General features: G+C 73.0%; 21 protein-coding genes. 15 read left to right on the top strand and 6 right to left on the bottom strand.

Features of this window, described 5'->3' with window-relative positions; all coding sequences use genetic code 11:
• Positions 1-84 precede the first annotated feature (84 nt).
• The 3 genes from ABTY15_RS10335 to ABTY15_RS10325 form a co-directional block, all read right to left on the bottom strand.
• On the bottom strand, positions 85-1,011 hold the full coding sequence (locus ABTY15_RS10335) for a lytic polysaccharide monooxygenase auxiliary activity family 9 protein (protein ID WP_350579268.1): 927 nt from the start codon (positions 1,009-1,011) through the stop codon (positions 85-87).
• Positions 1,012-1,253: 242 nt separating this feature from the next.
• A complete protein-coding gene (locus ABTY15_RS10330) occupies positions 1,254-1,652 on the bottom strand; it encodes a hypothetical protein (RefSeq protein ID WP_350579265.1) in 399 nt (132 codons plus the stop codon).
• A 60-nt stretch (positions 1,653-1,712) separates the two neighbouring features.
• On the bottom strand, positions 1,713-2,924 hold the full coding sequence (locus tag ABTY15_RS10325; RefSeq protein WP_502893472.1) for an alanine racemase: 1,212 nt from the start codon (positions 2,922-2,924) through the stop codon (positions 1,713-1,715).
• Positions 2,925-3,021: 97 nt separating this feature from the next.
• On the opposite strand from ABTY15_RS10325, the gene ABTY15_RS10320 reads away from it, so the two are divergent.
• A complete protein-coding gene (locus tag ABTY15_RS10320) occupies positions 3,022-3,795 on the top strand; it encodes an SseB family protein (RefSeq protein ID WP_350579260.1) in 774 nt (257 codons plus the stop codon).
• A gap of 56 nt (positions 3,796-3,851) precedes the next feature.
• Here ABTY15_RS10320 and ABTY15_RS10315 read toward each other — a convergent pair whose 3' ends face one another.
• Positions 3,852-4,229: a DUF1844 domain-containing protein gene (locus tag ABTY15_RS10315; protein ID WP_224281591.1), complete on the bottom strand. Its 378-nt coding sequence runs from the start codon at positions 4,227-4,229 to the stop codon at positions 3,852-3,854.
• 461 nt (positions 4,230-4,690) lie between these two features.
• Between ABTY15_RS10315 and infC the strand changes: the two genes are divergently transcribed.
• The 11 genes from infC to ABTY15_RS10260 all read left to right on the top strand — a co-directional run bounded on the left by infC (position 4,691) and on the right by ABTY15_RS10260 (position 15,743).
• The gene (infC, locus tag ABTY15_RS10310; protein WP_350579717.1) at positions 4,691-5,431 is read left to right on the top strand and encodes a translation initiation factor IF-3; all 741 of its coding nucleotides are present in this window, start codon (positions 4,691-4,693) and stop codon (positions 5,429-5,431) included.
• Positions 5,432-5,574: 143 nt separating this feature from the next.
• A complete protein-coding gene (gene rpmI / locus ABTY15_RS10305; protein ID WP_030286227.1) occupies positions 5,575-5,769 on the top strand; it encodes a 50S ribosomal protein L35 in 195 nt (64 codons plus the stop codon).
• A gap of 109 nt (positions 5,770-5,878) precedes the next feature.
• Complete coding sequence (gene rplT / locus ABTY15_RS10300) at positions 5,879-6,274, top strand: 50S ribosomal protein L20 (protein ID WP_030055649.1); 396 nt, start codon at positions 5,879-5,881, stop codon at positions 6,272-6,274.
• Positions 6,275-6,369: 95 nt separating this feature from the next.
• A complete protein-coding gene (locus ABTY15_RS10295; protein ID WP_350579256.1) occupies positions 6,370-7,236 on the top strand; it encodes a TrmH family RNA methyltransferase in 867 nt (288 codons plus the stop codon).
• 131 nt (positions 7,237-7,367) lie between these two features.
• Positions 7,368-8,471, top strand: coding sequence for a sensor histidine kinase (locus ABTY15_RS10290; protein WP_350579253.1), 1,104 nt, complete (start codon positions 7,368-7,370; stop codon positions 8,469-8,471).
• Positions 8,472-8,713: 242 nt separating this feature from the next.
• Positions 8,714-9,835: a phenylalanine--tRNA ligase subunit alpha gene (pheS, locus tag ABTY15_RS10285; RefSeq protein WP_350579250.1), complete on the top strand. Its 1,122-nt coding sequence runs from the start codon at positions 8,714-8,716 to the stop codon at positions 9,833-9,835.
• Entirely contained in the window at positions 9,835-12,336 is a 2,502-nt protein-coding gene (pheT, locus tag ABTY15_RS10280; protein ID WP_350579247.1) for a phenylalanine--tRNA ligase subunit beta, read from the top strand. The genes pheS and pheT overlap by 1 nt, the downstream gene beginning before the upstream one ends.
• 121 nt (positions 12,337-12,457) lie before the next feature.
• Positions 12,458-12,895, top strand: a complete 438-nt coding sequence (locus tag ABTY15_RS10275; protein WP_350579244.1) for a GntR family transcriptional regulator — start codon at positions 12,458-12,460, stop codon at positions 12,893-12,895.
• Positions 12,895-13,821, top strand: coding sequence for an ATP-binding cassette domain-containing protein (locus ABTY15_RS10270; protein WP_350579241.1), 927 nt, complete (start codon positions 12,895-12,897; stop codon positions 13,819-13,821). The genes ABTY15_RS10275 and ABTY15_RS10270 overlap by 1 nt, the downstream gene beginning before the upstream one ends.
• Positions 13,818-14,792: an ABC-2 membrane transporter-related protein gene (locus ABTY15_RS10265; RefSeq protein ID WP_350579238.1), complete on the top strand. Its 975-nt coding sequence runs from the start codon at positions 13,818-13,820 to the stop codon at positions 14,790-14,792. Before ABTY15_RS10270 ends, ABTY15_RS10265 begins: the two co-directional genes overlap by 4 nt.
• A 108-nt stretch (positions 14,793-14,900) precedes the next feature.
• Positions 14,901-15,743 carry a chitosanase gene (locus tag ABTY15_RS10260; RefSeq protein ID WP_350579235.1) on the top strand — a complete coding sequence of 281 codons (843 nt, stop codon included), beginning with the start codon at positions 14,901-14,903 and terminating at the stop codon, positions 15,741-15,743.
• Between the two features lie 66 nt (positions 15,744-15,809).
• Here the strand turns inward: ABTY15_RS10260 and ABTY15_RS10255 are convergent, their stop codons facing one another.
• Positions 15,810-16,679 carry a 3-hydroxybutyryl-CoA dehydrogenase gene (locus ABTY15_RS10255; RefSeq protein WP_350579233.1) on the bottom strand — a complete coding sequence of 290 codons (870 nt, stop codon included), beginning with the start codon at positions 16,677-16,679 and terminating at the stop codon, positions 15,810-15,812.
• A gap of 341 nt (positions 16,680-17,020) precedes the next feature.
• On the opposite strand from ABTY15_RS10255, the gene ABTY15_RS10250 reads away from it, so the two are divergent.
• Complete coding sequence (locus ABTY15_RS10250) at positions 17,021-17,839, top strand: SDR family NAD(P)-dependent oxidoreductase (protein ID WP_350579231.1); 819 nt, start codon at positions 17,021-17,023, stop codon at positions 17,837-17,839.
• Between the two features lie 42 nt (positions 17,840-17,881).
• Here the strand turns inward: ABTY15_RS10250 and ABTY15_RS10245 are convergent, their stop codons facing one another.
• Complete coding sequence (locus tag ABTY15_RS10245) at positions 17,882-18,778, bottom strand: polysaccharide deacetylase family protein (RefSeq protein WP_350579228.1); 897 nt, start codon at positions 18,776-18,778, stop codon at positions 17,882-17,884.
• A gap of 284 nt (positions 18,779-19,062) precedes the next feature.
• Here ABTY15_RS10245 and ABTY15_RS10240 point away from each other — a divergent pair, with 284 nt between their 5' ends.
• Both ABTY15_RS10240 and ABTY15_RS10235 read left to right on the top strand, forming a co-directional pair.
• A complete protein-coding gene (locus ABTY15_RS10240; RefSeq protein ID WP_350579225.1) occupies positions 19,063-19,947 on the top strand; it encodes an SAM-dependent methyltransferase in 885 nt (294 codons plus the stop codon).
• A gap of 106 nt (positions 19,948-20,053) precedes the next feature.
• Entirely contained in the window at positions 20,054-20,560 is a 507-nt protein-coding gene (locus tag ABTY15_RS10235; RefSeq protein ID WP_350579223.1) for an FBP domain-containing protein, read from the top strand.
• Positions 20,561-20,577: the final 17 nt, after the last annotated feature.

The raw sequence follows: 20,577 nt of genomic DNA, 5'->3' as shown, positions 1-20,577 counted from the left end.
GTGGGGCGCCGTCGTTCACCGATCAGGCGGGCAACGGAACCGGGCCGGACGGGGGTTGGGGCCGGCCCGGCTCCGTATCCGGCGTCAGGAGTCGCGTCGAACAGCCTCGATGCGACGGCGCCGGAGCACCATGCCCGCCCAGCCGACGCCGATCGCGGCGGCGCCCGCCAGCAGCAGCGGGCCGGTGGCCGAGGTGCCGACCGCCGCCGAGGCGGTCGGGATCACCGCGCCGGCGGGGGAGTTGGGGTCGCCGCCGTGCCCGTGGTGGGCGACGGTGGACCTGGGTGCGTCGGCCGCGATCTGGGCGTCGCTGGGCGCGGCCGGGGCCTGCGCGGCGAGCGCGGGGGCCGCCTGGGTGCCACCGGTCGCGGCGGAGCCGCCGAAGTCGACGTCGGAGCAGCTGTAGAACGCCTCCGGGCTGTCGCTGCGCTGCCAGATCGTGTACAGCAGCTGGCGGCCGATGCGCTGCGGCAGGGTGCCGGAGTAGGTGTAGTACCCGTCGGTGGCGGTGCGGGTGACCGGCACCTGGGCGACCGGGGTCGGGTCGAGGTCCGACCACTTCAGCGGCTTGGTCGGGTCGTAGCCCTGCTTGGTGAGGTAGACGGTCTGGGTGCCGAGGTGCGGCGCGGTGGTCCGGAACTGGAAGTTGAACGCCCCGGCCTTGACCGGGGTGGCCGGCCAGTCGGTGCGCGGCCAGTCCAGGGCCTGGTACTTGTCGCGGTTGGCCGAGCAGAGCTTGCCGTCCGGGATCAGCGCCTGGTGGTTGCCGTTGGCGTTGGCGATGTTGACCTCGTTCCAGTCGTAGAGCGGCTGGGTGCCGCTCGCGGCGACGAGGTCCTTGCAGACCTGGGACACCGGGTGCTCGGGGCCCTCGGCGTAGCAGGCGGCGACCCGGCTGACCGGGTTGGTCATCGTGCCGTGCGCACTGGCGGTACCGGCGGTGGACGCGGCCACCGCGAGGACCGCGGCGCCGACCACGCCGACGGACAGGGCACTTCGCTTGATGGACATGGGGTGGGGACTCCTTGACCGTCGTTCCGGGCGAGTGTGGGGGAGCGGACACGCCTGCCCGTTCGGGGGCCGCCGGCCCGGCTCGCGGCTCCCCGGCCAGAGCGTATGATTGGTCTGGACCAGCTGGCAATAGCCGGGCGTATGACGCTTCTTGACGGACTGTAGGCTCCCGAGCAGCACAAAGGCCCGATGGAACGCCTGGGTTAGGAGTTCCATCGGGCCTTGTTAAGGCTGGGGAAAGGTCAGCGCTTGTTGTCGTTGTAGAAGCCGGTCATGATCACGTTTCCACTGTGGGTCCCGTGGTTGATCGTGTTGTTGATGATCGTCGCGCCGGGCTCGTGCTGGGGCGGCTTGGGGTTGAACTCCTCCAGGATCGCCTGGAGCTGGGCAACCGACTCCGGGTTGTTCCGCAGCGCCAGCCGCAGCCGCCGCTCCCACTGCGGGACCTGGGTCTCGCCGCTCTGCGGGTCCTCGGCGAGCTCGCCCTGGATCTCGTCCAGCTCCTGCGACACCTCCTCCTCGCGGTTCCGTCCGAACAGCGCGGCGAAGCGCGGCCTCACCTGCGCCCAGGCCTCGGTCACCATCAGGCTGACCAGTGCGGTCGCGCCCCGCGTCGCGAGCTCCGTGATCTCGGCTTCCATCCTGCTCCTCGTTCCTGCCGCAGTGTTGCCACCACCGTAGGGCACGGATCCGACGCGGGGTCAGAGGAACGTCCTTCCCTCACCCCGATAGGTCGGTACCGTCCGGACGATCCGGTCGCCCTCGATCAGGTTCAACTCGGCGAAGCGCTCGCAGAGTTCCCCCGCCTTGGCGTGCCGGAACCAGACCCGGTCGCCGATCAGCAGGTCGTCCGCGGCCGCGCCCAGCAGCGGGGTCTGCACCTCGCCGGCGCCCTCCATCGGGTCGTAGCGCAGCCCCTCCGGCAGGTACGGCACGGGGGAGCGGTCCGGGCCGGCCGCGCCGGAGGCCGGGTAGCCGCCGCCGAGCACGGTCACCACGCCGACGCCGGGGCGGCGCACCACCGGCTGGCCGAACAGCGCGGCCGGGCGGCCCTGGAAGGAGCGGTAGTTGTCGAACAGCCGGGGCTGGTACAGCCCGGAGCCGGCCGCCACCTCGGTGACGGCGCGCTCGGCCACGGTGCTCTCCACGCTGCCGGTGCCCCCGCCGTTGACGAACTCCAGTTCGGCCACCTGCCGCAGCCGCCGGACCACCGCCGCGCGCCGCTCGGCGAGTTCGGTGCGCGCCTTGGCCTGCATCAGCCGGATCAGCTGCGAGCGCACCGGCCGTCCGGGTACCCGGTCGCCGACCCCGGCGACGTGACCCTCGTACGCCATCAGCCCGACCACCCGGAACCCCCGGCGGCGCTGGACGAGTTCGGCGAAGGCACCGAGGTCCTCGGCGGTGCGCAGCGGCGAGCGGCGGGCGCCCACCCGGACCCGGCCGCCGAGCAGGTGGAGGGCGGTGTCCAGCTCCAGGCAGACCCGCACCTCGGCGTCGCCGGAGCGGGCCTTGTCGATCAGGTCGAGCTGGGCGGGGTCGTCGAGGACGACGGTGACCGCGCCGGCGAGCTCCGGGTCGGCGGTCAGTTCGGCGTAGCCGTCCCGGTCGGCGGACGGGTAGGCGAGCAGGACGTCGCGGACGCCGGTGCGGGCCAGCCAGATGGACTCGTCCAGGGTGAAGCTCATCACCCCGGCGAAGCCGTCCGTGGCCAGCACCCGGTCCAGCAGGGCCCGGCAGCGCACCGACTTGCTGGCCACCCGGACCGGCTTCCCGGCGGCGCGGCGGACCAGGTCGGCGGCGTTGGCGTCGAAGGCGGCGAGGTCGACGACGGCCACCGGTCCGTCCAGGTGGGCGGTGGCGCGGTCGTAGCGGGCGCGGTCGGAGACCGGGGCGGGGGCGGACGCTTCGAGCATGACCATGGGCGCAGGGTGCCACACCGCGCTACCCGCGGGTAGGGGGCGCGTGCAGGGAAATGAGGCCGGGGGCCCGCGGTGGCATAGGGTCGGCGGGGTGGACCGCAAAGACTTCTCCAACCCGGCGTTCGTCGGCAAGAACATCCCGAACCCCGGCTTCGGCGACGACGACGGCACCGCCGACCCGGCCCTCACCGCGGCCCTGGCCCGCTGGTCGCAGGACCGCGCGGCGGAGCCCGAGCTGCTGGCGGCGCTGGCGCCGACCCGGCTGATGGTCCCGATCGTCGCCCTGCTGGGCGAGGTCGAGGTGGACGAGCACGGGCACAAGCACGAGAAGACCAGCGACATGGCCGTCCCAGTGCTGGAGGCCCCGGACGGGCGGCGCGCGCTGCCGGCCTTCACCTCGCTGGAGTCGCTGGCCCGCTGGCGCGCCGACGCCCGGCCGGCGCCGACCGCCGCCCCGCAGGCGGCGATGGTGGCCTTCTCCGAGCGTGCCGACACCCTGCTGATCGACCCGGCCGGGCCGGTGCCGTTCCAGCTGTCCGGCGCCCGGCTGCGGGCGCTGGCGGAGAACCGGCCCTACCTGCCGCCGGTGGCCGACCCCGAGGTGCGCGAGGCCGTGCGGGCGCTGCTGGCCGCCGAACCGCAGGTGGTCACCGGGCTGCTGGCGGCCTCCGCGGACGCGGACGGGGTGCTCGCGGTGGTCCTCGACCCGGCGCTGGACCAGCCCGGGATGCAGGCGGCCGTGCAGCGGGTCGGGCAGGCGGTGGCCGCGGACCCGGTGCTGCGGGTGCGGCTGGACCGGGGGCTGGACCTGGCGGTGCTGCCGGCGAGCGCGCAGCTGCCGGGCGAGCCGCTGTACCGGCGGTAGCCGCGATCGCAAAAGGACCACCTACTAGATCTAGTAGGTGGTCCTTTTGATCTCGCTCAGGAGTAGACCGGCCCGGTGAACTTCTCGCCCGGGCCCGCGCCCGGCGCGTCCGGGACGATGGACGCCTCGCGGAAGGCCAGCTGGAGCGAGCGCAGGCCGTCCCGCAGCGGGGCGGCGTGGAAGTTGCTGATCTCCGGGGCGCCGGCGGTGACCAGCCCGGCCAGCGCGGTGATCAGCTTGCGGGCCTCGTCGAGGTCCTTGTCCTTCTCGCCGCCCTCGGCCAGGCCGCACTTGACCGCGGCGGCGCTCATCAGGTGCACCGCGACGGTGGTGATCACCTCGACCGCCGGGACCTCGGCGATGTCCCGGGTGAGGTCGTCGAAGCCGATCGCGTCGTCGTCGGCGCCGGGGGTCTGGGTGGGCTCGCTGCTCAAGGGGGGCTCGTTCCGTCGTGCCGGTGGGAGGTACCCATGGAGCGTACAAGGGGGTGCGTGGAGGGGCGGAATAGCGTTCGGCAGCGCGACGCTGTAAGCTTCGAGACTGACCGGCCGGGTCCCGCACGGGCACCTGGCCAGCAAGTGGAGGCTCCACTCAGGAGGCCCGAGAGGGCAACCGCGAAAGTCTCCCACCTGATCGGCCTCGCGGTCGACGGGTCCCGGTCCGCGACGGGCGCCACGGCGCCGAGTCGCCCGCAGCGCCCCTCACCGGGTGCCGCCCCCGGTTGTGTGGAGCCCCGCTTGTACCGAGCGGGGCTTTTTTCGTGTCGCGGTGCACACGGTGCCGATCCGGTGCCCGGGCAGCGCAGCACGAATGAAGCCCCGCCCAGTGGTCGAGTCCACTACGTGCGACCGCCGTCCGACGGCCGCATCGCAGAAGGTGCAACCGAGGAGGCCCCATCAGCACCGAGCCCCGCATCAACGACCGGATTCGCGTCCCCGAGGTGCGACTCGTCGGTCCCAGCGGCGAGCAGGTCGGCATCGTGCCGCTTGCCAAGGCGCTGGAGCTTGCGCAGGAGTACGACCTCGACCTGGTCGAGGTCGCGGCGACCGCCCGGCCGCCGGTGTGCAAGCTCATGGACTACGGCAAGTTCAAGTACGAGTCGGCCATGAAGGCCCGTGAGGCGCGCAAGAACCAGGCGCACACGGTCATCAAGGAGATGAAGCTCCGGCCGAAGATCGACCCGCACGACTATGACACCAAGAAGGGTCACGTCGTCCGGTTCCTCAAGCAGGGCGACAAGGTCAAGATCACGATCATGTTCCGCGGTCGTGAGCAGTCCCGCCCCGAGCTGGGCTTCCGTCTGCTGCAGCGGCTCGCCGACGACGTCCAGGACCTGGGCTTCGTCGAGTCCTCGCCGAAGCAGGACGGCCGTAACATGATCATGGTTCTTGGCCCGCACAAGAAGAAGACCGAGGCGATGGCCGAGGCCCGCGCCCTCGCGGACGCCCGCAAGGCCGAGCGCCAGGGCCGCACCGCCGACGCCGACGCCGACGCCGCCCCCGCGGCCGACGACGCGGTGGCCGAGGACCTGGTGACCGACGACGCCGTGACCGAGGCCCAGGACGCCCCGGCCGAGGTGGAGGCCGTGGAGGCCGACGCCGCGGTCGAGCAGCCGGCCGCCTCCCAGGGCGCCTGAGCCTTCACCGGCTCGGGAGGTCCGGGAGACCGGCCCCCAGGGTGACAGGGCGACCCGCCCGGTCACCGCAGATCCATCCAGTTCACGCCCGCGTGGCACAGGCCGCGCGGGCGTGGACGGGACCGACGAGGAGATACGGCGAAATGCCGAAGCAGAAGACGCACAGTGGCGCCAGCAAGCGCTTCAAGATCAGTGGCTCTGGCAAGGTGCTGCGCGAGCGCGCCGGCCGCCGCCACCTCCTGGAGCACAAGCCCTCGACGCTGACCCGCAAGCTGGCCGGGACCGTCGAGATGGCCCCCGCTGACGCCAAGAAGATCAAGAAGCTTCTCGGCAAGTGATCGCCCTCCCGCCCGGCGCGAGCCGTGAGCGGGGCAGCTGATCCTTCCCGACCCATTCGAATGACGGACCACGTGAAGTAGTCCGTGGTCCAACCCAAGGAGTAATCAAGTGGCACGCGTCAAGCGGGCAGTCAACGCCCACAAGAAGCGCCGGGTCATCCTGGAGCGCGCCAGCGGCTACCGTGGCCAGCGCTCGCGCCTGTACCGCAAGGCCAAGGAGCAGGTCACCCACTCGCTGGTCTACAACTTCAACGACCGCAAGAAGCGCAAGGGCGACTTCCGTCAGCTGTGGATCCAGCGCATCAACGCTGCGGCCCGTGCCAACGGCATCACCTACAACCGCTTCGTGCAGGGCCTGAAGGCCGCCAGCGTCGAGATCGACCGCAAGATGCTGGCCGACCTGGCCGTCAACGACCCGGGTGCGTTCGCCTCCCTGGTCGAGGTCGCCCAGAAGGCGCTGCCGGCCGACGTCAACGCCCCCAAGGCTGCCGCCGACGCCGCCTGATCTCCCGAGATCAGTTGAGCTCTGACCGGACCCGCAGGCCTCCTGCGGGTCCGGTTTTGCGTTCCCCTCCCACAGCGCTCCCGGAGAACGAGACCATGCCGAGCACCGACACCCCCCTGCTGACCTCCCTGCGCTCGCCGCGCGTCGTCGCCGCCCGGCGGCTCGCCAAGCGGAACCAGCGCACCAAGGAGCGCCGCTTCCTGGCCGAGGGCCCGCAGGCCGTCCGCGAGGCCGTCGCCTTCGGCCAGCTGCCGGGCTCGGCCGAGCACGCCGTGGTCGAGGTGTACGTGACGCCGGAGGCCGCCGAGCGGCACGCCGGGATCGTCGAGGCCGCCCTGGCCGAGGGGCTGCCGGTGCTCACCGCCACCGACGAGGTGATCGCCGGGATCTGCGACACGGTGACCCCGCAGGGCATCGTGGCGCTCTGTCGCTTCATCGACACCCCGTTCGCCGAGGTGCTGAAGGCCCGGCCCCGGCTGGTGGCCGTCCTCGCGCACGTCCGAGACCCCGGGAACGCCGGTACCGTGCTGCGCACCGCCGACGCGGCCGGGGCGGACGCCGTGGTGCTCACCGACGCCTCGGTCGACCTGTACAACCCGAAGGCCGTCCGGGCCTCCGTGGGCAGCCTGTTCCACCTGCCGGTGGCGGTCGGCGTGCCGGTCGAGGAGGCGGTCGGGCGGCTGCGGGAGGCCGGCGTGCGCGTGCTGGCCGCCGACGGCGCGGGGGAGCGCGACCTCGACCAGGAGCTGGACGAGGGCACCCTCGGCGCGCCCGGCGCGTGGGTGTTCGGCAACGAGGCGTGGGGGCTCCCGGAGGAGACCCGCGCACTCACCGACGAGGTCGTGCGCGTGCCGATCCACGGCCACGCCGAGAGCCTCAACCTGGCCACCGCGGCGGCCGTCTGCCTGTACGCCTCGGCCCGGGCCCAGCGCTCGCCCGGCGGCTGTCGCTCGAACGGCTGAGCGCGCGCCCCCCGCGGCGCGCCCGGCACGTCGGGATCGCCCTGCCGCGGGACCTACTGCGGGGGGCTGCGAGGCGCTAGGGTCTGCCTCGGTGGGGGGAACGGCACGGTGGGTAATCGGGGAGGACACCCATGGTCGGCAGCGGGCCAGAGCTCGACCCGGACGACCTGCCGGACGGCCTGGTGGTCGCCGACGCGCTCGGCCGGGTGGTCTGCTTCAACCGGGCCGCGGCCCGGCTCACCGGCGTGCTCCCGGAGGCCGCGCTCGGCAGCGCGCTGGCGGACGTCCTGCCGCTGGAGGACCTGGACGGCCGCCGCTGGTGGCAGCTGACCGACCCGTACGGCGGGCTGGCCACCCGGACCCGGCAGCCGGAGCGCAACCTGCTGCTGCCCGGCGGCCGCGAGGTGCTGGTCTCCGCCCGGTACGTCCGCGCGGTGCCGCGCGGGCCGCTGGAGCGCCTGGTGATCGCGCTGCGCGGCACCGAGGCCCGGCGCCGCACCGAGCGCAGCCACGCCGAGCTGATCGCCACCGTCGCGCACGAGCTGCGCTCCCCGCTGACCAGCGTCAAGGGCTTCACGGCGACCCTGCTGGCCAAGTGGGAGCGGTTCACCGACGGGCAGAAGCGGCTGATGCTGGAGACCGTCGACGCCGACGCCGACCGGGTCACCCGGCTGATCGCCGAGCTGCTGGACATCTCCCGGATCGACGCCGGCCGGCTGGAGCTGCGCAAGCAGGTCGTCGACCTGGCCGCGGCGGTGCGCCGGCACGTCGAGCGCAAGGTCGCCACCGGCATCGCCGAGGAGCGCTTCGACGTCCGGATCGCCGAGCCGCTGACGGTGCTGTGGGCGGACCCGGACAAGGTCGACCAGGTGCTGGCCAACCTGCTGGAAAATGCGGTGCGGCACGGCGAGGGAACTGTCACGATCGAGGTGGCACCGGCCAAGGAGGTCGTCGAGGCGCCCGTCTGGGAGCGCTCCGGCACCCCGCCCCGCATCGTGGAAGGCACCGCGGTCACCGTGAGCGACGAAGGAAGCGGCATCCCCGAGGAGTCGATGCCGCGCGTCTTCACCCGCTTCTGGCGGGGCTCCAAGCGCGGCGGCACGGGCCTGGGCCTCTACATCGTCAAGGGCATCGTCGAGGCCCACGGCGGCTCGATCCGCGTCGACCGCGCGCCCGGCGGCGGCGCCCGGTTCCGATTTATCCTGCCCGCCGGCGTTCCGGACTTCATGCTCTGAAAGCGAAGAGCACGTACTGAGGTCCCGCTGGGCGGGCATCGCGCCAGTCGCGCTACGCGCTGCGACTACACTCGACCTTTGGCGTTGCGCAACGCCCTGCGCGGCTGAGCCGCGGACACCCCTCCCCGTGAGCCTCCGGTGAACGGAGACCGGCTGCCCGTGCCCCGGCCACGCCGGGCGTAACGCAGAGGTACGAGCCCCTTACCTGAGCACGGACGAGCAGGAGCACGGGAAAGATAGAGATGTCGGCACCCAACAAGTCGTACGACCCGGTCGAGGTCGAGGCCCTCAAGCCCGAGGTGGTGGAGCAGGCGCGGGACGAGGCCGTCGCCGCCTTCGCCGCCGCCAGCACGCTCGACGAGCTGAAGCAGGCCAAGGTCGCCCACTACGGCGACCGCTCCGCGCTCGCGCTCGCCAACCGCGAGATCGGCGCCCTGCCCCCGCACGCCAAGGCCGCCGCCGGCAAGCTGATCGGCCAGGCCCGCGGCGCCGTCAACCAGGCCCTCGCCAAGCGCCAGGCCGAGCTGGAGGCGGAGCGCGACGCCCGCGTGCTGGTCGAGGAGGCGGTGGACGTCACGCTGCCGTACGACCGCACCCCGCGCGGCGCCCGGCACCCGCTGACCACGCTGGCCGAGCGCATCGAGGACACCTTCGTCGCGATGGGCTACCAGGTCGCCGAGGGCCCCGAGGTCGAGGCGGAGTGGCTCAACTTCGACGCCCTCAACCTGGGCCCGGACCACCCGGCCCGCTCGATGCAGGACACCTTCTTCGTCCAGGCCCCGGACGGCTCCGCCGACTCCGGCGTGGTGCTGCGCACCCAGACCTCCCCGGTCCAGGCCCGCACCATGCTCGACCGCGAGCCGCCCATCTACGTCGTCTGCCCCGGCCGGGTGTACCGCACCGACGAGCTGGACGCCACCCACACCCCGGTCTTCCGCCAGGTCGAGGGCCTCGCGGTGGACGAGGGCATCACCTTCGCCGACCTCAAGGGCACCATCGAGGTGCTGGTCGAGAAGCTGATCGGCGGCGGCCTCGAACTGCGCTGGCGTCCCTCGTACTTCCCGTTCACCGAGCCGAGCGCCGAGATCGACCTGCAGTGCTTCGTGTGCCGCGGCGAGAGCGTCGGCAACCCGGACCGTCCGTGCCGCACCTGCTCCTCCGAGGGCTGGATCGAGCTCGGCGGCTGCGGTGTGGTCAACCCGCGCGTGCTGGTCGCCTGCGGTGTCGACCCCAACCGCTACAGCGGGTTCGCCTTCGGCCTGGGCCTGGAGCGGATCCTGATGAATCGTCACAACGTCGCCGACATGCGCGACATGGTCGAGGGTGACGTGCGTTTCACCCTTCCGTTCGGGATGGAGATCTGATGCGCGTCCCGCTTTCCTGGCTGCGCGAGTACGTCGACCTGCCGGCCGGCGAGACCGGCCGTGACGTCGCCGAGCGCCTGGTCCGGGCCGGCCTGGAGGTCGAGACCGTCGAGCAGCTCGGCGGCGACCTCAAGGGCCCGCTGGTGGTCGGCGAGGTGCTCTCCATCGAGGAGCTGACCGGCTTCAAGAAGCCGATCCGGCACTGCTTCGTCAACGTCGGCGACGCCAACGGCACCGGCGCCCCGCAGGAGATCGTCTGCGGCGCCACCAACTTCGCCGTCGGCGACAAGGTCGTCGTGGTCCTCCCGGGCGCCGTGCTGCCCGGCCCCTTCCCGATCGCGGAGCGCCAGACCTACGGCCACACCTCGGCCGGCATGATCTGCTCCGCCCGCGAGCTCGGCATGGGCGACGACCACAACGGCATCATCGTGCTCCCGCCGGAGTTCGAGCCCGGCACCGACGCGATCGAGCTGCTCCAGCTCGTCGACGAGGTGCTGGACATCGCCGTCACCCCGGACCGCGGCTACTGCCTGTCCATGCGCGGCGTCGCCCGTGAGGCCGCCGCCGCGTACGGGCTGCCGCTGGCCGACCCGGCGCTGTTGGACGTGCCGCCGGCCAACTCCTTCGGCTACCTGGTCAAGGTCAACGACCCGGCCGGCTGCGACCGCTTCGTCGCCCGCACCGTGGTCGGCGTCGACCCGAACGCCAAGTCCCCGATCTGGCTCCAGCGCCGGCTGCAGAAGTCGGGCATCCGCCCGATCTCGCTGACCGTCGACATCACCAACTACGTGATGCTGGAGGTCGGCCAGCCGCTGCACGCCTACGACAAGCAGCGCGTGGACGGCCCGATCGTGGTCCGCCGGGCGGAGCAGGGCGAGACCCTGACCACCCTGGACGGCGTGACCCGCAAGCTCGCCACCGAGGACCTGCTGATCTGCGACAACAGCGGTCCGATCGGCCTGGCCGGTGTGATGGGCGGCGCCTCCACCGAGATCCTCGACCCGGCCGCCGGCCCGGGCACCACCGAGGTGATCATCGAGGCGGCGCACTTCGACCCGGTCGCCATCGCCCGCTCCGCCAAGCGGCACAAGCTGCCCTCCGAGGCGTCCAAGCGCTTCGAGCGCGGCGTCGACCCGGAGGCCGCCCGCGCCGCCGCCCAGCGCGCGGTCGACCTGCTGGTCCTGATCGCCGGCGGCACCGCCGAGGCCGGGGTCACCGACATCGCGGCCCCGCACCCGGTGCGCACCATCACGATCGCCGCCGACCTGCCCGACCGGGTCGCCGGCACCGGGTACGGCCGCGAGACCGTCACCCGGCGCCTTCAGGAGATCGGCTGCTCGGTCGCCGGCGCCGACGTCCTGGAGGTCACCCCGCCGACCTGGCGCCCCGACCTCACCGACCCGTACGACCTCGCCGAGGAGGTCATCCGGCTGGAGGGCTACGACAACGTCCCCGCCCGGATGCCCAACGTGCCGCCGGGCAAGGGCCTGACCGAGGCCCAGCGGGTGCACCGCCGGATCGGCGTCGCGCTGGCCGGGGCCGGCTACGTCGAGGTCAACAACTACCCGTTCCTCGGCGAGGCCGCCTTCGAGGCGCTCGGCCTGGAGACGGACGACCGGCGCCGCCGCACGGTGAAGCTGGTCAACCCGCTCAACGACGAGGAGCCGGCGCTGCGCACCACGCTGCTGCCGGGCCTGCTCGGGGCGCTGCGCCGCAACACCGGCCGCGGCAACACCGACCTGGCGATCTACGAGACCGGCACGGTCTTCCTGCCCAAGGACGAGCTGACCGTGGCCCCGCGGCCGTCGGTCGAGCACCGGCCGAGCGCCGAGGAGCTGGCCGCGCTGGACGCCGCGCTGCCGGACCAGCCGCGCCGGGTCGCCGTCGCCCTCGCGGGCGAGCGGCTGCCGTCCGGCTGGTGGGGCCAGGGCGCCGGGGCCTCCTGGGCGGACGCCGTCGAGGCGGCCCGTACGGTGGCGCGCGCGGCCGGCATCGAGCTGACGGTCCGCCAGGGACAGCTGGCGCCCTGGCACCCGGGCCGCTGCGCCGAGCTGGTCGTGACCGGCACCGACCGGGTGGTCGGCCACGCCGGTGAGCTGCACCCGCGCGTCGTCAAGGCGCTCGGGCTGCCGGCCCGCACCAGCGCGATGGAGATCGACATCGACCTGCTCACCGCCGACGGCGCCGAGAAGGTCAACGGCCCGGCGGTCTCCGGCTTCCCGGTGGCCACCCAGGACGTCGCCCTGATCGTCGACACCGCCGTCCCGGCCGCCGAGGTCGAGGCCGCGCTGCGCTCCGGCGCGGGCGAACTGCTGGAGGCCATCCGGCTGTTCGACGTCTTCACCGGCGAGCAGGTCGGCGAGGGCAAGAAGTCGCTGGCGTACGCGCTGCGGTTCCGCGCCGCGGACCGCACGCTGACCGCCGACGAGGCCACCGCCGCCCGCGAGGCGGCCGTCGCCGAGGCCGTCGCCCGCACCGGCGCGGTGCTGCGCGGCGCCTGAGCCCGAAGGCCCGGCATCGGGGCCCCGTCCGAACCTCCGGGTTCGGGCGGGGCCCTTTGTCGTGCCGCTTTACGTTCTCTTGGGTTGACGGTCCCTCACATCTCCACTTAACTCATTAACTATGGAAGTAGATAAAGACGGTGACCAGCCCTCGCCGATCGAGTTCCGCCTGGACCCGGCCTCCGGTGTCCCGACCTACCTGCAACTCGTGCAGCAGGTCGAACAGGCGCTGCGGATGGGCTGGTTGACGGAGGGGGACCGGCTGCCCCGGGTGCGCGAGGTGGTGGCCGGGCTGGCGATCAACCCCAACACCGTGCTCAAGGCGTACCGCGAGCTGGAGCACCGCGGCCTGGCTGCCGGCCGGCGCGGACAGGGCACCTTCGTCCGCGGGCTGCCCGCCGGAGTGGTGCCGCTGCGCGAACGGGCGGCACTGCGGCGGGGGTTGCTGGACTGGATGCGGGCCGCGCACGGGGCCGGGCTGGACGAGGAGGGGATGGTCGCGGTGTTCGAGGACGCGCTGCGCGACCTGCGCGAGGGGCGGGACGGGGTGGTGGCCTGATGGCCGTGGACACGGTGATCGACTGCGGCGGGCTCGGCAAGCGCTTCCGCCGCTCCTGGGCGCTGCGGGACTGCCATCTCGCCGTCCCGGCCGGACACGTGGTGGCGCTGGTCGGCCCGAACGGCGCCGGCAAGTCCACCCTGCTCAACCTCGCCGCCGGGCTGACCATGCCGAACGAGGGCGTGATCTCCGTCCTCGGCGGCCAACTCCCGGGCTCGCCCGAGGCGTTGGAGCGGATCGCGTTCGTCGCGCAGAACGCCGCGCTCTACCCCGGCCTGCCGGTGCGCGACCTGCTGCGGATGGGCCGCCACCTCAACCGCCGCTGGGACGAGGCCCGCGCCCGGACCCACCTGGACGGCCTCGGCATCCCGCTGGACCGCAGGTACGGCCGGTTGTCCGGCGGTCAGCAGGCCCAGGTCTCGCTCGCCCTCGCCCTCGCCAAGCGCCCCGAACTCCTGCTGTTGGACGAGCCGTTGGCCGCACTGGACCCGCTCGCCCGGCACGACTTCATGGCGGTGCTGCTGACCGCGGTGACCGAGGACGGCCTGTCGGTGGTGTTCTCCTCGCACGCCGTCAACGAGCTGGAGCAGACCTGCGACTACCTGGTGGTGCTCGGCGGCGGCCGGGTCCAGGTGGCCGGTGAGGTGGACGACCTGCTGGGCGGCCACCGGATGCTGACCGGCCCGACCGCCGGGGCGGCGGAGGTGGCCGCCCGGCTGCCGGTGGTCCGCGACCGCCGGGCCGGCGCCCAGGCCCACCTGCTGGTCCGCACCGGTGGCGTGGACGCCCCGGTCTCCGACGGCTGGCGCCAACAACGCATCGGCCTGGAGGAGTTGGTGCTCTCGTACCTGCGCGAGCCGACCGCCTCCGCCCTCCCCGGCCCGCGTGGGGCCGTCCGTACGCCCGAGAAAGCGATGCTGTCGTGAGTGCCGTCACCGCCGTTCCGGCCGCCCTGCCCCGGATGGGGGCCCTCCAGGCGGCGTGGCTGCGCCACCGCGCCGCGCTGCGCACGGTGATCGGGGTGCTCGCCGGCCTGGCCGTGCTGCTGTTGGTGAGCGGGTACTTCCTGCACCGGGGCTTCGAGCGGTCCGGGGCGGGCGGCTGCGATCCGGCCACCCGGGAGTGCAACGAGCGCTGGAAGGAGTTCCTGCGCGGTTACGGCACCGAGCTGATGCTCGGCAGTAACCTGGTCTACTTCCTCGGCGGCGCGATCGGCGCCTTCGTGGGTGGGCCGCTGCTGGCCCGGGAGTTCGAGCACGGGACGTTCCGGTTCGCCTGGACCCAGGGGGCCGGCCGGACCCGCTGGACGGCCTCCGGGCTGGCGGTGACCGCCGGGGTGCTGGCGGTCGCGACGGCGCTGCTCGCGCAGGTGTTCTCCTGGTGGATCGCGCCGATGCGCCAGCAGGGGAGTCGGTTCGCGCCGCTGCTGTTCGTGGGCGCGCCGCCGGCGCTGGCCGGCCGGGTGCTGCTGGTCTTCGCGGTGTCCGCACTGGCCGGTGCGGTGCTGCGGCGCACCGTGGTGGCGGTCGGGATCGGTGTGGCGGCCTCGGTGCTGGTCACCCTGGGGGCGGAGACGCTGCGGTTCCACTACCGCGCGCCGCTCCAGGAGACCCTGCACACGCTGTCCCAGGTATGGGTCGACCACCGCTGGACGGGGAGCAGCTGGTACACCGATCCGGCCGGCAACCGGATCGGCACCGCTGAGCTCTTCGACCGGGGGCACGACTACTGGGGTGTGCAGAAGCTGGTGCAGGACGGCGGCTACGCCGTCCACGAGGTCTACCAGCCGGACGACCGCTACTGGCCGTTCCAGTTCATCGAGCTCGGCTGGATGACCGTGCTCGCGGTGGCGCTCGGTGCGGTGACGGTCTGGTGGGTGCGCCGCGGGGCGCGCTGAACCGGTTCTTGAAGAGAATCCGTCAAACCTCTTGCGGGGGTGCTCGCGGAGGGCGCATCCTCCTCGTTAGGAAAGTTTCCTAACCTCCCCGAGGAAACGGAGCGCCAGATGCGTCCTCAGCACCACCGTGCCCTTCGCATAGCCCTCGCCGCCGCGCTGGTCGCGGCCCCCGCCACCGTCGCGGCGGCCGGGGCCGCGCAGGCAACCCCCGTGCCTGCCGCGGCCGTTCAGCTCAAGGGCGTCGGTCTGGACGACCCGCACAAGAAGGACATCGCGATGCAGCTGGTGTCCAGCGCCGAGAACTCCTCGCTGGACTGGAAGGCCCAGTACAAGTACATCGAGGACATCGGCGACGGCCGCGGGTACACCGGCGGCATCATCGGCTTCTGTTCCGGCACCGGCGACATGCTCGACCTCGTCCAGCACTACACCGACCTCAAGCCGGGCAATGTCCTCGCCAAGTACCTGCCCGCGCTGCGGAAGGTCAACGGCAGCGACTCGCACGCCGGCCTCGGCGCCGCCTTCGAGCGGGACTGGGCCGCCGCCGCCAAGGACACCGTCTTCCAGCAGGCCCAGAACGACGAGCGCGACCGGGTCTACTTCAACCCCGCCGTCAAGCAGGCCAAGGCCGACGGGCTGCGCGCGCTCGGCCAGTTCGCCTACTACGACGCCATCGTCATGCACGGCCCCGGCAACAGCTCGGACAGCTTCGGCGGGATCCGGGCCGCCGCCATGAAGAAGGCCAGGACCCCGGCCCAGGGCGGTGACGAGGCCACCTACCTCAAGGCCTTCCTGGACGCCCGCAAGGTCGTGATGAAGAAGGAGCAGGCGCACTCCGACACCAGCCGGGTCGACACCGAGCAGCTGGTCTTCCTCAACGCGAAGAACTTCGACCTCAACCCGCCGCTCAAGTGGAAGGTCTACGGCGACAGTTACGCCATCAACAGCTGACGCCACGTCAACAGTCGGCCCGGGGGCGGGACATCGCCCCCGGGCCCGCTCAGCTCAGCGCGGGGTTCAGGCGCTGGCGGTGTAGTCGTAGAAGCCGCGGCCGGACTTGCGGCCCAGCAGACCCGCGTCGACCATCCGGGACAGCAGCGGGGGAGCGGCGTACAGCGGCTCCTTGTACTCGTCGTACATCGACTCGGCGATCGACACGATGGTGTCCAGGCCGATCAGGTCGCACAGCCGCAGCGGGCCCATCGGGTGGGCGCAGCCGGCCTCCATGCCCTTGTCGATGTCGGAGGCGGTGGCCACGCCCGACTCGAACATCCGCACCGCGGACAGCAGGTAGGGCACCAGCAGGGCGTTGACCACGAAGCCGGCCCGGTCCCGGGCGCGGATCGGCTCCTTGCCGAGCGCCTCGGAGGCGAAGGCCTCGACCCGCTCGGTGGTGGCCGCCGAGGTGGTCAGGGTCGGGATGACCTCGACCAGCTTCTGCACCGGCGCCGGGTTGAAGAAGTGCAGGCCGATGACCTGCTCCGGGCGGGAGGTGGCGGCGGCCAGCTTCACGATCGGGATCGAGGACGTGTTGGAGGCGAGGATCGCGTCCCGGCGCTCGACCACCTGGTCCAGCGTCTGGAAGATCTGGACCTTGATGTCCTCGCGCTCGGCGACGGCCTCGACGACCAGGTCGCGGTCGGCGAAGTCGGACAGGTTGACGGTGAAGGACAGCCGGGCCAGGGCCTCGTCCCGCTGCTCGGGGGTCAGCTTGCCGCGCTTGACGGCCGTCTCCAGGGAGTTGGTCAGCCGGGCGCGGCCGAACTCCAGCGCCTCCCCGCTGGCCTCCGACACCAGGACGTCCAGCCCGGCGCGGGCGAAGACCTCCGCGATGCCCGACCCCATCAGGCCGCAGCCGATCACTCCGACGCGCGCGATGTCACTCACTCAGTTGCCCTTCGGTGGTGCTGGGGGTCGCCCAGCGACAGGTGGCCCAGCATGGTGCTGGTCGGCGGGGCCGGTGGTCCGGAACGGGTGGACCGGGCACCGCCCCGACGACGTTACTACTCCGTACCGGCCAGTAGGTCACCCCCTCCCCGGTCGAGTGCCACCGCGTACGGATCGTTCGTACGGATCCTCCGAACGGGTGAGGACGGCCGGGCCCGGCGTGTGTCCGGCCCGGCTCCGCCCGGCGGCCGACAGAATCGCGGGACGGCCGGGCAGCGGGACACGGGACGGCCGGCAGCAGGACGCGGGACGGCCGGGCAGCAGGCGAAGGGAGTACGGGGATGCCGACGGGATCGCTCACAGGACAGGTCGCCCTGATCACCGGCGCCGGCCGGGGTATCGGCCGGGAGATCGCCATCGGCCTGGCCGCCGAGGGCATGGCCGTCGGGCTGGTCGGCCGCACCCACGAGACGCTGACCGACACCCTCAAGGAGTGCGCCCGGCACGGCGCCCGCGGCGTCGCCGTCACCGCCGACGTCACCCGCCTCGGCGCGGTCCGCGAGGCCGTCCGGGTCGTCGAACGCGACCTCGGCCCGATCGACCTGCTGGTCAACAACGCCGGACTGGTCGACCGCGCCGAGGTGCCGCTCTGGGAGACCGACGCCAACCAGTGGTGGCAGGTGATCGAGACCAACCTGCGCGGCCCCTACAACCTGCTGCGCTGCGTGCTGCCCGACATGGTGTCCCGGCGGAGCGGGCGGATCGTCAACCTCAACTCAGGCTTCGCGCTGCGCCCGGACGGCCACTACACCGCGTACGCGACCTCCAAGGGCGCGCTGCTCCAGCTCTCCGACAACATGGCGGACTCGCTCGCCGAGCACGGCATCGTCGTCCTGGACATCAGCCCGGGCGCGGTGGCCACCGACATGACCGCCGGCATGCCGATGTTCCAGGGCATGAAGGCCTGGGGCTCCCTCCCGTACGTGGTCGCGGTCACCGTGGACGCCGCCCGCGGCCGCTTCGACGCGCTGCACGGGCGGTTCATCCACGCCGGGCGGGACGACCTGGTGGAACTCGTCGAGCGGGCGGAGGAGATCCGCACGGCGGACGCCCGGACGCTGCGCCTGCGGCCGTACAAGGCGGACGACCCGATGGCCTGACGGCCCGCGATGGCCTGACGGCCCCGGGGGTCGTCAGGCGCCTCAGGCGCAGAGCTGGCTGGCGGTGACCGGCTTGAGGCCGGTCTTGGCGAAGCCGTCCAGGATGGCCGGCAGCGCGTCCACCGTGCACTGGTGGCCCATGTGCAGCGCGACCACCGAACCGCCGCGCACCGAGCCGAGCACCCGCCGCTGCAACTCGGCGGCGGTCGGGTCGCTGTAGTCGCGCGGGTCGACGTCGAAGGAGAGCACGTGCTCGTACCCGACCGCCTTGGCCTGCTCGCGCACCATCGGCGTCGCGTACTGCGCGGCGGAGGGGCGGAACCAGCGGCCGATCGAGCCGGTGAGCTTCTGGAGCCGGTCCGCGCACTGGGCGATCTCGGCGCGCGCCTGGTCCGGGGTCATCGCGGAGATGTTGAGGTGGTTCTGGGTGTGGTTGCCCAGTTCGTGGCCGCCGTCCAGGATCCGCCGGGCCATCTGCGGCTGCTGGTCGAGCCAGCTGCCGACCACCATCACGGTCAGCTTGGCGCCGTGCTGCTCGGCGATCTCCAGCAGGGCGGTGGCCAGCTTCGGGTCGCCGCTGCCGTGGAAGGTGAGTGCCACGTTCTTGCCGGTGCGCGGGCCGTACACGACCTCGGCCGGGGTGCCGGGGGCGAGCGGCGGCAGCACCGGCGGGGCCGGCGGCGGGGTGGCGGCCGCGGGGTCGGCGGTGGGCTGCGGCTCCGGCGGGGCGGTCGGCGGCGCGGAGGCCGGGCCCTCGCCGCCGTTCCAGGCCGGGTCGGTGGTGTGCGACGGATCGACGTTGCCCGGGTGCACGGCGAGTGCCCCGGGGTCGGTCCGGCGCGGGGCGCCGCTCCCACACGCGGAGATCAGACCGCCGGCGGCGGTGAGGGCGGCCAGCTGGGCGGCGGAGCGCAGTACGGTGCGGCGGTCGGCAGTCATCGGAGGCCAGCATAGAGACGGCCGACCCGGGGAGCGATCCGGGGCTGCCCGGACACCCCGTTTGACGTGCACACGCAGTCTCGGTGAGGTCGTGCGGAAACCTGAACTCCCGCTGTTTCCCCGGCGTGTCGTCGGATACGATCGCGGCGCACCGCGCGCTACGGGCCGGTAGCCAGGCCGGGGCGCGGGGGCGCCAGCCGTACCGGACGGGCCCACCGGCCGTGGTGCACGGCGACACTTCCGGCAGTGAGCACGGCTCTGTTGCGTATGGGGGCGGAATGAGCATGGACGAGCACACCGCGGACGGCGGGCAGGACACCGCCGTCAACTGGGACTGGGCCAGGGCCGAGGACTGGCAGCCGCCGAGCGAACTCGACACCGGCATACCGCACACCGCCCGGATGTACGACTACTACCTGGGCGGCAAGGACAACTTCGAGGCCGACCGCAAGGCCGCCGAGGCCGCCATCGCCGCCTACCCGGCGCTGCCGCTGCTGGCCCGCACCAACCGGCAGTTCCTCGGCCGCGCCGTCGAGTTCGTGGCCGGCCGCGGCATCCGCCAGTTCGTCGACATCGGCACCGGCATCCCGACCGTCGGCTCCACCAGCGAGGTCGCCCAGCGGGTCGCCCCGGACGCCCGCGTGGTCTACGTCGACAACGACCCGATCGTCGCCACCCACGCCCGCGCCCTGCTGGCCGGCCACCCCGCCGGGCACACCTCGGTGATCGAGGCCGACCTGCGCGAGCCGGAGCAGATCCTCGACCACCCGGCCCTGCGCGCCGCCGTCGACCTCTCCCGGCCGGTCGGCCTGATGCTGGTCGCCGTCCTGCACTTCATCCGCGACGAGGAGGGCGCCCAGCGGATCGTGCAGATCCTGCGCGACGCGCTCGCCCCCGGCAGCGCGCTGATCCTCTCCCACGGCAGCCCCGACTTCGCCTCCCGGGAGAGCGCCGCCGAGGGCACCCGGATCTACCGCAGCGCCAGCGCCCCGCTGGTGCTCCGCCCCCGGGCCGGAGTCGAACCCTTCTTCGGCGACTTCGAGTTCGCCGGCCCCGGCCTGGTCCAACTCCCCCTCTGGCGCCCCACCGCCGGCCACGTCCGCACCGCCGACCTCCCCGACGGCTGGCAGGACGTCTCCGCCTACGCCGGCGTCGCCTTCAAGCCCTGACCCCACCCCGGCCCCGGCGGCTTGCCGTGCAGGCGGGCCATCCGGTGGTGCGTACCGGGAGAAAATGACGCGACACGGTGTGTGGCGCGCTGTTAGCTTCCGGGGCATGGAACCCCTGAGTGAGAACGAGATCCGCGCGTCCTTCGTCAACTGCTCCAAGGGCGAGGCCCGTCGGCTCAACCTGCCCCGGGGGCTGGCCGAACTGCCGTGGGAGAACCTGGACTTCCTCGGCTGGCGGGACGCCGGCGCGCCCGACCGCGGCTACCTGGTCGCGCCGGTCGGCGGCGAGCTGGTGGGCGTCACCCTGCGGGTGCCGTCGATCCGCCGCAGCCTGACCAAGAGCAACGTCTGTTCGCTGTGCGTCACCGCCCACGCCGGCTCCGGCGTCGCCCTGCTCGCGGCCCGCCGAGCCGGGGTGTCCGGGCGCGAGGGCAACACGGTCGGCACCTACATCTGCGCCGACCTCGCCTGCTCGCTGTACGTGCGCGGGCTGAAGAAGTCCACGCTGGTCACCCGGCCCGACGAGTCGCTGCCGCTGGAGGCGCAGATCGCCCGTACGGTGGGCAACCTGGAGGCCTTCCTCGCCAAGGTACTGACCGACACCGCCGCGTGACGCCCGGCGGGAGCGGC

It is taken from the genome of Kitasatospora sp. NPDC097643 (assembly GCF_040302625.1).
Classification (GTDB): domain Bacteria; phylum Actinomycetota; class Actinomycetes; order Streptomycetales; family Streptomycetaceae; genus Kitasatospora.
The sequence above is the reverse complement of the archived record's forward strand: the minus strand, read 5'-3'. Positions and strand labels throughout refer to the sequence as shown.